This window comes from Mesotoga sp. B105.6.4, from assembly GCF_002896535.1.
Classification (GTDB): domain Bacteria; phylum Thermotogota; class Thermotogae; order Petrotogales; family Kosmotogaceae; genus Mesotoga.
Genome location: NZ_JWIM01000036.1, coordinates 38142 through 51028 on the forward strand (window position 1 = coordinate 38142; position 12887 = coordinate 51028).

Here is a 12887-nt window from a genome sequence, read left to right on the forward strand (position 1 = left end):
GAAATGAATTTCCAGTTGGCTTCTTCCGATTTTGCAAAGTTGATCGATCTCTTTGGAAGAGTTTCGGGGTCCGTTGAGCCTTCTTTCCGCTATTTCCAGATCTATTACAGGAGGGGATTGAAGTTCTTCGCGACCGATGGTTGTATGAAGCTTGAGTTTTCTTCCGGGCTTCCAATCACGCCTTTCACCGGAGTATTCTCGATACCGATTGACTACGCCAGGGTTCTCAAGAGCTCTGACGAGGAGTCAAACATAATCTTCTCCTCAGACGGAGACAACATTGAAATCAGAACAGATTCAGAAGTGCTCACATTGCAGAAGGCTCGAGGCGAGAACATTCCTTCGATGGAGAGGAAGTTCGAGTACTCCTCTCGCTTTCTTTTGAAGGAATTCAACGAATCTCTGGATTTCATATCTGCAGCTTCACAGGAAGGAGATACTATCGAGATTTTTTCCAAAGGAAGTGAAACTGTACTCGCTGCTTCTGCAGGTAGAGCAATCCTTCTCTCAATGCTTAGAAACGAACCAAGAACAGACTTTCATTTTTCTTTACAGTACGTGACCACAAGGCATCTTGTTAAGTCTTTGGAGTTGTTGTCGACGAAAGAGCTCGATGCGGGTACAGGTATTTCCGAGCTCGGATTAAAGGCGGGACCTCTGCTTTTCTCCATATGCACCGACGAGACTGGTTTTCCCGTACCGCCTGCGTTTCTTTTCAAAGAAGTCGAAGGAGGAGTCGGGGTACAGAAGAGGGCTCTTCTGTCGGCTTTGAGAAAGATTGTCAGACTTTCCAAACAAGGCTTCTCCATTCTGATGATCTCAGATAAGAAAAGGATCAGATTCTTTCTGAAAGCAGGAAGTCTTCGATATGAGTGTGAGATCGGGAAATTTGACGGTGAGGAGTTTGCCGTTCAAGTCGACCCCAGGAAGCTCCAGTCTGTTCTTTCGAGAATGAGTAACTCTACGATTTACCTTTTGATAAGAGACGATTACCTTCTAATGGTTGACAAGAAGAGCAGGATGCATCTGTTTGTTCCCGTCATAAAGTGATGAGCAGAGTTCTCATCTGGTAGTATATAACTGTGCAATAATCTTCGAGGGTCTTGGAAGAAGTGGGCGGAGAAGATTTCTAGTTGGAGCTGAAGTCCTATGAGAGTTATCGAGGCGAGAGGGATAGAAAAGTCATACGGAGGAAAGAAAGTTCTTAAAGCCGTCGATTTAGATCTAGATAGTGGTCAGCTTACAGTTTTAGGCGGACTGAACGGTTCTGGGAAGTCGACGATCATTAAGATTCTTAGTGGTGACATAAGCCCGGATAATGGTGAGATTGTTTTCGATGGGAAGCGGGTTGAGCTGCGGTCTATAGTCGATGCCAGACACATCGGTATTAGTGCAGTATATCAGGAATACATGCTTGTTCCAGACCTCACGATTGCAGAGAACATCTTCCTCGGAAGTGGAAAGTTTTCAATCAGCAGAAAGAAAATGAATCAAGAGAGTTCTAGACTACTTAAGGAAGTCGGCCTGGAGTATGAACCTTCTGCAAAAGTCTCATCACTTTCAGCAGATGACCAATCCTTGCTTGAGTTTGCGATTGCAGCTTTCTCAGAACCAAGGGTCTTATTGATTGACGATCTCTTCTCCGTGCTGAACAGCCCGTACAAGGAAAGACTGCTCAAAATGATAAACGATGTCAAGAATAGGGGAGCATCGGTCCTTGTTGCAACCCCAGATCCCGAAATAATGCAGAAGGCGGATAGACTGTTTTTCATAGAGAATTCGACAGTTGTAGATCTCCCGGTTCCGCTCGACAGAGGGGAGATACTTCGGAGAATCGGGGCTTCAAACGATCGCTCGATTCCTCCTTTTGAAGGAGAACCCCTGATCGAAATCGGGAATGTCGCTGGTACTGGTAAGGATCTGGAAATCAGTAGGGGCGAGCTCATCCATGTTTTTTGTGGTAGCTCTGAGATTATTAGGGAACTCACCCGGGCAATTACGCGGCAGGATCCGTTTTCTGAAAATGCGGTTCCGATATTCAGGGAGGCCAAGAGCTTCTTTGAAAGATTTGGTTCCAGAGGACCTTCTTCAGATGCAGAGAAGTATTTCTCAGCAACCTTGAAGAACAGCGGACTCGTTTCTCAAGTAATGCTGAAGAAAGCACGCAGCTTCATATCGACCAAAAAGCTTAGAAGAAGCTACATTCTAAACAAAGAGAGTGTAGTGTCCGTGAAGAGCTTTCTTGCAGGTCTTGAAGAGATAGACGGCTTTGCCGGAATCGTAAGTGATGAGGACGTTAAGCTCTCCCATTTGAGGTTTGAGGCCTGTGATCTCTACGTATTTGTCAGACCTCTGCTTGGCCTGGATCCGGTTTCAATTGATGCTCTTGTCAGAGTTCTGCGGGACATTTCCGTGAATTCTAAAGCGGCGCTTGTGCTAACCGATGAGATGGAAAGCCTGAGTTTCTGTACTAGGGGTATGATAGTATGCAGATGAACCCCGATTTCTCATACGAGAAGAAGAAGATAGAGTTTTCCAGTGGTTATATATTCAAAGGCAAACACTATCGTTGTTCTATCATAAAGTATCCTTCTCTGTACAAGAACTGCACGAAGGGAACCGAAAACGTCGAGGTATATCATTTTTCCCCAAGAGAACGTGCCGTTGGCTCGATACTGATACTTCACGGCTTGGGCACTGTCAATATCCCATTCCTCTTCTGGATGGGAAGCCATTTGGCAAGTGCCGGTCTGCAAGCCTCCGTGATGATACTTCCGGGAAATTATACGAGAACGGCAAGTGGTTCTACCAGCGGAAAGGACTTCTTTTCGCCAGATCTAAGAAGGTTGACGCTATTCTGGGAACAGGCCGTCGTGGATACTATGACAACCATCGACTTGCTCCAGCAAGAAAATATCTGGTGGGACAACAACTGTCTATTTGGATATTGTCTTGGAGGTATGGTCTCCACAATAGTAAGTGCAATTGACAAAAGAATTAACAACTTGATTCTAATGACTGTCGGCGGCAACATCGCCAGGATTATGTGGCAGTCCCCCGTGCTGAAATCTGTTCGCCGGTCGCTGAGAAGCGGTTCGGGTGAAGAAGGGTATTTGAACGATGAGAAGAGACTGAACGCGAGATTCGAAGAAGACTCTCTGGCAGTCAAGAAAATGAAGAGTGCCTCCGAGCTGCTAGAATCCGACCTCCACCCCCTGTTCAAGATAGATCCTATTGCATATGCTCGGTTCAACGACAGCAATAAGGTGACCATGATCGAGGCGCTTTTTGACAAGACTCTTCCGATACAGACGAGAAAACAGTTGTGGGAGGCCTTCGACCGACCGAAAAGATATATAGTGCCTACTGGGCATGTTTCCTGGTTCCCTCTTGAGTACGCTTTGGGTAAGTACATTCTTAAGAAACTGGGGATAAAAGAGGCAAGAAGAAAGCTGAGACTTCTGGAGAGCACAAAACCTACTGAATGATCGCGAGCCGCAGAAAGTGCTTTCAACTGTTTTATAGCCGATCCATATACAGAGTAGAAAGCCGACGTAGTGGTTAGGGCGGAGGAGACAAGAAGATCCTTTAGCGCTGGGCCCGCTTCAGATGAAAGCTCTTGGTTGTTCAGAAAATTGAATGATCTGTCACCTTGTCTAGGAACGAAGAAAAGATTCTCGCTCCAAAACGAAGAATCTCTTTTCTTACTGCACACCCGTACCCGCGACCTCGAGCCTACGAGGCTTATCGAGAACTAACCTCGCTCAAATGAACGACGTTATACGTTCAAGAAACTGACGAAGGAATCAACCAGCCCTGGATCGAACTGCTTCCCAGCACATCTGCGCAGCTCTTCTATTGCCTCTTCAGAGGATACCGGGTGCTTGTACGGCCTTCCGCTTGTCATAACGTCGTAAGCGTCTATTATTGACATCATTCTTGCCAGAAGCGGAATTGATTCGCCAACCAGTCCTCGGGGATACCCTGAGCCGTCCCACCATTCATGATGACTTAAGATCTCATCCGCGATTCCCACCAGCTCTGGCGAAGAGAGGGCTATTCTAAATCCGGCTTCGGGATGGGACTTGATTTTCTTCCATTCTTCAGAGGTCAGACTGCCCGCTTTAGTTAGTATCTCCTCAGGAACTGCTATCTTTCCAATATCGTGCAGAGCACCAAGGAGCAGAAGATTATCGAGTTCGGCTTCAGACAATCCGATGAACTTCCCGAAATCCCTGCTGAGAGTCTTGACCCTTTCCGTATGTTCTTCCGTCTCATAACTCTTGTTAAGCAAACTCTTCTCTAGCACCTGGACCGTTCTGCTTCTCATGGATATGTTGTTCAGGAGTTTGTCTCTATACATTCTTTCTTCAGCGGAGATAAGAGCTTCGCGAAAATCCTGATCAGCATCGAATTTCGTTCCGATTCCAAAGGAGACGCTTATAGGAAGACTGAAGCCCGTTATCCGATTCAAGGCTTTCCTGATTCTGCCAACAAGAGATTCTGCAGACTGCGTATCTGTTTGAGGAAGCAGCATTATAAACTCATCTCCTCCCCATCTGGCGATTATGTCGTCGGATCTCATGGAGGATTTCAGGCAGTCTGCAACAGTCTTCAGTAGTCTATCACCTTCTAGATGACCGAAGGCATCGTTTACGATTTTCAGTCCGTTCACATCTCCCATCACGATGCTTATAGGCATTTGCCGTTGTACATTGAGTCTCTCGACCTCCTCTTCGAAGAATGATCTGTTGTATAAGGAGGTAAGTGGGTCATGGAAGGTGACATAGTGAATCTCCTTATCTGAACGAATTCTATAGATCGCTTCAACTGCATGAGCCATAAGAATCTCGACTAGCTTTACCTCTTCCTGTTTCATTGGAGAGTCATGGTACGAGACGAGAACTCCTATACTCTTCATCGGGACCGCCAAGATCGATTGCTCGCAGTCGGTTATGACTTTGCAGAGTGAACTGTTACTTATAAAGGTAGTATTCCCGTTTTCTATAGAGTCTCTCAAAATGCCGCTCCTGAATAGGTAGCCCTGCATCGATGCCACCTCGCCCTTCGTCTCAAGGGTGACGATTTCCTGATTGTAGAGGAGATAGAGACCGAACATTTCCATCCCGAGGATATTGGCCGACGCATCAATGATCGAGTGGAAGATCGTGTCCTCTTCGTTTGATTTCTCCATCTTCAAAGCGATATCGTGAAGCTTAGAGACCTTCTCCTTTGTTCTTTCCAGCTCGTCTTTCACAAGTTTTTCATCGGTGATATCTCTTACCGCTCCTCGGATGCCTCTTACTCTGGAGGAATCTTTCGAGTAACTTGGCTTCGAGTACTCGCTCACCCATCTAAGCGCGCCGTCTTTCCTTACAATACGATATTCAATTCTCTCTTCATTTCCAGATCTCACGCTTTCAAAATGCCCTTTGTAGCAATCAAGGTCCTCAGGATGAATAACTGATTCCCAGTCCAGTTCTTGAAGGTCGGGTGAATCAAGACTGTGCCCGCTTATCCTTTCAAAGGCTTCGCTTCTCCAGACTTCGTGGTCTTCCCCGTCATTTGAGAAGTCAATTTCGTAGTAGTAATCTGAGATAGTCTCTGACATTGATTTATATCTCTGTACAGATAGGGAGAGCTGAGTCTCAACTGATTTTTCTTCCGCGAGTTTCGCGCTCAAAAATGCCGTCTTCTCTCTTACCTCTTTCCTCAAAGTCCTGTTCCACAGATACTTTCCGCCCAACACCAAGAGCATGATCAGAGCAGCGGGAAGGGCGAATAAAAGGAAACTCTGCCACGGACTGTTACTTGCATTTGCATCAATGGCTCCAAACCATTTGTTGTAAATCTGTCGGTATTCTCCTGTCGAAGAAATTATCGCCAAACCTTCGTTAAGTAAAGACAATAACTCTACATCTCCTTCTTTCACTGCGAAGCAGTATTCTAGCCTTACAAAAGGATCCTCTGACACCAAGATATTCTTTAGAGAAAGTTCCTTAATCAAATACAAACCCTGTATCTTACCGAGTAGTACTGCATCGACCTGTCCCTCATTGAGCATCCGGAGTGCAATTTCGGGATACTCGACTCTCACGATCTCACTTCCAGCTACCTCACTAGAGACAAGCTCGTCCATTAAGTCGCCCTTCTGAACGGCAACTCTCAGTTCTCTAAGATCATTGAGAGAAGAATATCTGCCAGTCTTCCTATTAGAGAAAATAGAGCCATGAAGTATTATGTGCGGATTAGAGAAATCGACAAGTATATCTCTCTCTTCCGAGTAGCACATTCCAAGCAGACCGTCAATTTTGCCGTCCTCCAGAGCGGCTCTTGCGCTCGTCCAGACTCTTAGCTCTATCTCAACGTCAAAATCGAGAGCACTAGATATTGCCCTAAGGACATCGATGTTGAATCCCACCGGAGCTCCGCGGTCATTAGCATATTCAAAAGGTGGATAATCGGTGTCTCCACCAAATTTGTACCTTACTTCAGCAAAGAGGGTAAGAAACAAAAGAATGAAAAAGACGGTTGACAATGATCTTCTCATAGTACTCCCCCGGAAGAAAATAGCCTTCCTCAAGACCAACTATAACATTGCAAAACTGAAAACAAACTCAGATTACAGATAGTTTCTTGAAGGTAGTCGATCATTCGAGCGCACGATATTCCGATCAATTTTGTATATAATTGGGTAGAGGTGATATCATGAGTAGAACTCGTGGAACCATAGATATAGCGCTGATTATTGGAGCAATCGCTATTACTGCAATCGGAATTCTCGCTTATTTATTTCCTACAACCAAAGTACCCGACCCTGGTGGAAAGTACGAAGTCGGACTTAAGATAATTGAGTTGAGCGATGAAACAAGACTCGATCCATTCTCGGATGCAAAAATGTCCAGAAGATTGATAATAGACATCTGGTATCCCTCCGACGATACCTCGGGAAGCAGAAGAAGCCCGTGGTTCAGGAATCACTCGGTTTTTGTGAACAGCCTTGCTGAAAATTACGATCTTCCTCCCATATTGTTTCAACACTTGCGTGCCGTTAAGACCAATTCCTTCTTAGATGCCGTACCTTCTGCTGATGCCAGGAATCTACCAGCGGTGATTCTCTCGCCGGGAACTCCGGCTATCGTACCGCTGTATTTTGCTTTTGCTGAGTATTTGGCGAGCAGAGGTATAGTCGTGATTGGGATTGAGCATCCATACGGAGCATCCGTTGTTGAATTTTCCGATGGTACCCAGTTCCATTTCAATAGAGACAGAGTCATGGAACTCCCCGGAGCCGAGACATTTGAGGAGGGAGTAAGACTTTCGATGAAACTTATGGCAGAGGACTTATCGTTTGTTATCGATAAGCTCGTCGAACTGAACAAAAGCAACCATGTTCTGGCCGGCGTCTTTGATACCGAAAGAGTGATTGCTTTTGGTCATTCAGGTGGGGGAGGAGTTGTTCATTTTGCTTCTCTTTACGATGAAAGAATAAAAGCTCTGTTGACTTTTGATCCCGCACTTTTTGTTATGAACGAGCGGGAGATAAGCAAAGGTATAAAAATACCAGCGTTGATCATGGAGACCGATAAGTGGAAGGAACGCGAGGAATCAGGAAGAATAGCCGATTTGATTAACTCAAGCAGCGTTCCGCCTTATCATATAATAATCCCTGATGCTAAGCATCCCGATTTTGCGATGCTTGATCAAATCTCACCCCTTGCTAACTTCTTGGATTTTACGGGTGTCTTCATGAAGGATGGCGGAGAGTACTATCTATACAGTGTGATACATGGCTTCATTGATTATGTGTTTGGAAATAGAAGTAAAGAGGAGTTCTATTCTGATCTTCTGCAAAGGGAAGATGTTGAATTGTTCGAGGGTGTAGATGAAATCCTCAAGCGCTAGACTTGTCTTAGGCATTTAGAAATCGACGTATGAAATCATACAGAGTCGGTGAGCACTAACGGCGACGGTAATTTGCTCAAGCCCAAAAATAACTGACGGGTGCTAAGACTTCTTCTGACAGGATTTGGTTAGGCGACGATAATTCTGCAATAAATGAACTGTCGCATTATATGTCTAGCAGTAGTCCGTCGTGTGCTACTACAACCTTATAGCGGTTGTAGAACTCTTCAAGTTCCTTCTTGGGCGGGTTTGGATAGTGTGAAAAGTGATGGGCGACTACCAGAGTGTTGTCATCTATAATTCTAAACTCCCTCATTCTGTTCTTTGTGGAGATTACTTGCTCAGCAGTATGGTGATATGGAAAGAGCACTTCTTTCATGAATCCCAAAGTCGAATCAACAACTGCAATATCTATCGGACTATCAATTAGGTCTTTAAGACGGCCGAATGAAGAGTCTTCGATTGGGCCGGTATCGGTCGCATAAAGGAATGATTTCCCACCTTTCTTGAGCAGAAATATAAACGGTTGCTCGTCTTCTTTAACTTTGTGTACTGCAGGCACAGGGATTACGGTACAATCGTTAACCTCGATTTCTTCATAAGGTTCCGCCTGGAGAAGGACGGTTTTCTCCGGGTCAAAGTAGACTGAATTGGAAATGAGAGAGAGGACGGTAGAATTGGCGAGAACGCTCATTCGAGGAAGTCTGTCATAAGAGGCATTGTATCTGTTCATTCTATAGCCGAAGTTTGGAAGGTACAGATGATCTGAGTGGGAGTGGGTTATTAAGAGAGTTTTTACATCAAAAAGAGAAACCTCTGCCTTCTGAGCCCCAGACATGATATTCGGCCCGAAATCGATGAGCAGATCGTCGTCAACATATACGGAAGCCGTAAGCCTGAAGCTTTCATTTCCTGCCAGCCTCGCCTTTCTGCAGTTTTCACAGTCGCAGAAGACATTTGGATGGCCCTCGTAAGCTGCGGTGCCAAGAAACAGGACTCTCATTTCTCCTCCTCTACAGCGGTACTTTGTGTCCTAAGATGGGATTGCTTTACTACGACAGATAATGAAGCTCAATCTATTCACTTTCTTCCCGAGTCTGTTGAGGATTATCCCCCAATTCTTCATTAATATGGATGCAGATAACTAGTTTTCCTTTGCCAGTGAGTATTGGATAGCTCTGTCAGTGTATTCTATTCTCTTATCGAGCTCATCCACGTAGATGCGGTCGCTTCACTGTTTCCAATCACATCGTTAGCATCGTCAGGATAGGCCCAGTTCCGTGTAGAGGTTCATCGCCTTCAAAGAGCATTCCATAGAAACTCTGTACTCTCTAAGAATCCCATCGACCGATCTTTCGTCTTTCATTGTGCATCTCCCGGATGCAAGCCTTACTGATATTGGATTTTGTTCTTGCCCATTCTCTTTGCCTCGTACATCAATCTGTCTGTCTTCAGCAATAACTCACGAGAGCGTTCCTGGTTCCACTCGGCAACACCGGCACTAAAGGTTATCTTCAATTCTTCTGATGTGTTCACTGACTCAAGTATTCTGGTTGCCGTAGATAAGGCCCCTTCGAGACCGGTTGAAGGCAGCAAGATGACAAATTCCTCTCCGCCGTATCTGAAAACATAGTCGACACTCCTTGTTTTGGAAGCGATAAGTGAAGAAAAGGCCTCAAGTATCTCGTCTCCCTTCTGATGCCCGAAAGTGTCATTGAATTGCTTGAAATCGTCAATGTCAATCATTATTACGGAGAGACTCCCGCCGTACATTTTTGCTCTATTGATTTCGTATTCAAGTACTTCAAACATCTTCTTCTGGTTCATAAGACCGGTCAACGGATCTGTCTCGGTTCTCTCCTTCAAAAGTCGATTTGCCAATTCCGGTTGGTTTTGCACCTCTACTAGTTCTTTGTTCTTCGCAATCATTAACCTGTTAGCTTCGTCAATTTCATGGTTCTTCTCCGTCATCTCCTCTATTTCCTTGAGCTTCTGTACGGTAGCAAAGGTCGCTCCCAGCTTTGCAATCACTCTGGCTTCTTCTTCCCTGAATACCTCGGAATTTAGTCTTGCTATCTCCCTGTATTTTTCCAAAGCTCCATCAACATCTCCCTTTGCCTCCTGGATTTTGGAGATGGCCTTTAGCCTGTGAAGGATGTCCGATTTGTTTCCCTTCGATCTGTGATATTCGAGTGAATGTTCAAGGGCTTCCAGAGCAGAGTCTAGATCTCCCGTCGCCTCGTAATACTCTGCTTCGTAGCGGCATATATCTGCAAGAGAGTAATCATCGCAGTTTTCACTTGCTATCTTACGGGCCTTCCTTAGGAGATCAATTGCTTCGCTCTTTCTTCCGGTATAAAGGAAGATGTCGGCAAGATTCATATAGCTGGAGGGGAGATCTCCCTTAAGAGAGTTCTTCTCCTTGATTTCAATTGCCTTTTGGATAAACGGCACACCTGAACCGTCCTCCGTGATGTTTTCAATAGCAATTCCCTTGTTATTTAGATACTTGGCAAGTGATAGCTCGTCGTTATTCTTTTTGGCAAGGCAAACCGCCTTCTCAGAATATTCTACTGATGTCTCGAAATCTCCCATTTTCAAGTAGACACCGGAGATGTTGTTGTAGACCATCGACAGTAACTTTTCTTCTCCCAATTCATTGAAGATAGCAATTGCATCGGAAGCATATTCAAGAGCCTTTGAAAACTCACCTGATTGACAACTGATTCTAATCATACCATTGTATGCAAGACCCATCTCGCGACTGGTTACTCCTCTAAATTTCTCCAGTTCCCTGCTTACGGTCTCAAAGGCGATGAGAGTCTCTCCCGAGCTTGTCAAAGCTTGCTGGAACTTCCTGAGAAGCGCCAGTCTTTCCTCAACGGCTAACTCATTTCTCGAAAGATACTCCTCGTAATAATCAGTGTAGCTCTTCTCGTGATCTTTCTGACTCATTTCATCCACCTTTCTCAAATAGCTGCTTCACTTATCTCAAGCCTGTCTTTTCCTTTTGCTTTTGCCTCATAGAGCAATTTGTCCACAATGGAAATGAATTCGTCCGAGGACTCCCCTTTCCACTGCCTTGCACCCGCACTGAAATAGACCTCAATATCAAGCTTCTCCTGAAGGGATCTCTTCATTCTCGAGTAGAATTCCGATGCCTTTTCCACATCTGCGCAAGGTAGGAGGATTAGGAACTCTTCGCCTCCGTATCTGAAGGCAAAGTCGTTCTTTCTGATAGATGACCTTATAGATTCTCCGATGTCGGCAAGAAGTTCATCGCCTTTCAAATGGCCGAAAGAATCATTAACGGACTTGAAATCATCTAGATCAAGCATTATCATAGTCAGGGGAGTTTCGTATCTCTCTGCTCTCGAAATCTCACTGTCCAGCACTGATTTCATCTTCCTGTGATTCAACAGCCCGGTCAATGGGTCGGTTTCCGCCTGCTTTTCCAGAAGCTTATTAATTTCCTCCAGCTTGGCTTTCATTTCCTGGAGTTCGTTGTTTTTCTCCGATATCTCTTCATTGACCGTTCTAAGTCTCTTGTTTTGCTCTGCCAGGTCGTTGATTTCCCTGAGTTTTTCCCTCGCCTCGAATGATGATTCCAGCTGGGCTATCGACCTTGCCTGTTCTTCCTTGAAAATACTCCGGCTCAATTCCGTTATCTGTTTGAACATGTTCAAGGCCTCTTTTGAGTTTCCCATCAACTCATACACTGAAGAGATATCGTTCAATACTCCAAGCAATTCAGTCTTGTTTCCATTTTCTTGATGGTATTCCCTGACTTCCTCAAGCAGGCTCATTGCCGAGGTGAAATCTCCCTCGCCTTTCAAGAAACGGGCTTCGTATTTCATCGTCTCTGCAATAACGTGTTGGTCTTCGTTTTCTTCACCCAATGATTTCGCTCTGGACAAAAGCTCTCTGGCATCGGTCTTTCTCCCCGATTCGTAGTACAGCTCGGCAAGATTGAGATAACTATTCAGTAGCTCAGTCTTCATATTGAGCCTTTCCTTTATCTCTATTGCCTCTTCAAAGTTTGGAATCCCCGATTCTTCATACTCTCCATTTTCCGTGATAAATGCGATATTGTCTAAACAGCATGCAACGTTAATCTCGTCCCCATTCTCTCTTGCTATCTCCAAAGCTCTGTTCACATTGGCCAGAGCTTTGCCAAAATCATTCATCTTCAAGTAAAGTCCGGACGTGTTTATGAGAACTCTCGCATACAATTCCTTTTCGCCTTTTTCAGCACAGATAGCCTGTGCTCTACGCGAATATTCAACTGCCTGTGAAAATTTACCGACAAGCGCGCTCAGTTTCACCATTGTGTTCAGCAAACCTGCCATTTCCAGAGAATCGAAGTGATCGAACTTCTTGATTTCTCTATCGATTATTTCGTGGGCAGCAAGGGTCTTCCCCTGATCACTGAGGATCGAAACTGCTTCCTTCAAGAAGACCAGCCTCTTGGGGACTTCCTCCTCGGGCAAAGACATGTATTCTCTTAACAATTCAACAACTCTATCTTTCTTTTCTTCCATCTTATCCCCGCTTTCTGAGAGGGTCTTAGGCTATAAGATATCTTCATAAGAAACCTGAACATATGGCTCGGTTAATGAATCACGAATCTCTTTGTCAATCATCTAGTAGCGATTCCTCACGCTCGCCACTATTCCAATATACCGTGACAACTTCGAAGTTAGCGAGTCTCTTTTCGAGTATCACGGTGATTTCGTCGTCCGTTACTTTCAGTCTGTTGTAATTGGCAATTTCCACCCTGCGACCCTCTTCGAGAATGCGCTTTATTCTCTCCGGTTCAATTCCTCTTTCATCCATTCTTGAAACGGCATGCTGACTAAATGATATCTCGGTGCTCTCTTGTATGTCCTCTCCATTATCTTCATCTTCCTGACTCATCGACCTTATTAGAGAAGCAGCGACTATCACGGCCAGAATCACAATCAGCAAAAAAAGCATAATCT

9 protein-coding genes are annotated in these 12887 nt (G+C 45.0%); 4 read left to right on the plus strand and 5 right to left on the minus strand.

Annotated elements, in window-relative coordinates:
* Window positions 1-3 precede the first annotated feature (3 nt).
* From RJ60_RS08495 to RJ60_RS08505, 3 genes are all read left to right on the plus strand, one after another.
* The gene (locus RJ60_RS08495; protein ID WP_099830935.1) at window positions 4-1050 is read left to right on the plus strand and encodes a hypothetical protein; all 1047 of its coding nucleotides are present in this window, start codon (window positions 4-6) and stop codon (window positions 1048-1050) included.
* A gap of 99 nt (window positions 1051-1149) precedes the next feature.
* Window positions 1150-2496: an ATP-binding cassette domain-containing protein gene (locus RJ60_RS08500; RefSeq protein WP_099830936.1), complete on the plus strand. Its 1347-nt coding sequence runs from the start codon at window positions 1150-1152 to the stop codon at window positions 2494-2496.
* The gene (locus RJ60_RS08505) at window positions 2487-3488 is read left to right on the plus strand and encodes an alpha/beta hydrolase (RefSeq protein WP_099830937.1); all 1002 of its coding nucleotides are present in this window, start codon (window positions 2487-2489) and stop codon (window positions 3486-3488) included. The genes RJ60_RS08500 and RJ60_RS08505 overlap by 10 nt, the downstream gene beginning before the upstream one ends.
* A 290-nt stretch (window positions 3489-3778) precedes the next feature.
* Here the strand turns inward: RJ60_RS08505 and RJ60_RS08510 are convergent, their stop codons facing one another.
* Window positions 3779-6550: an HD domain-containing phosphohydrolase gene (locus tag RJ60_RS08510; RefSeq protein WP_099830938.1), complete on the minus strand. Its 2772-nt coding sequence runs from the start codon at window positions 6548-6550 to the stop codon at window positions 3779-3781.
* Between the two features lie 158 nt (window positions 6551-6708).
* On the opposite strand from RJ60_RS08510, the gene RJ60_RS08515 reads away from it, so the two are divergent.
* On the plus strand, window positions 6709-7905 hold the full coding sequence (locus RJ60_RS08515; RefSeq protein WP_099830939.1) for a hypothetical protein: 1197 nt from the start codon (window positions 6709-6711) through the stop codon (window positions 7903-7905).
* Between the two features lie 166 nt (window positions 7906-8071).
* Here the strand turns inward: RJ60_RS08515 and RJ60_RS08520 are convergent, their stop codons facing one another.
* From RJ60_RS08520 to RJ60_RS08535, 4 genes are all read right to left on the minus strand, one after another.
* On the minus strand, window positions 8072-8908 hold the full coding sequence (locus RJ60_RS08520) for an MBL fold metallo-hydrolase (RefSeq protein ID WP_099830940.1): 837 nt from the start codon (window positions 8906-8908) through the stop codon (window positions 8072-8074).
* A gap of 386 nt (window positions 8909-9294) precedes the next feature.
* Complete coding sequence (locus RJ60_RS08525) at window positions 9295-10860, minus strand: GGDEF domain-containing protein (protein ID WP_099830975.1); 1566 nt, start codon at window positions 10858-10860, stop codon at window positions 9295-9297.
* A gap of 14 nt (window positions 10861-10874) precedes the next feature.
* Entirely contained in the window at window positions 10875-12446 is a 1572-nt protein-coding gene (locus RJ60_RS08530) for a tetratricopeptide repeat-containing diguanylate cyclase (protein ID WP_099830941.1), read from the minus strand.
* A 94-nt stretch (window positions 12447-12540) separates the two neighbouring features.
* Window positions 12541-12882, minus strand: a complete 342-nt coding sequence (locus tag RJ60_RS08535) for a DUF4258 domain-containing protein (RefSeq protein WP_099830942.1) — start codon at window positions 12880-12882, stop codon at window positions 12541-12543.
* Window positions 12883-12887: the final 5 nt, after the last annotated feature.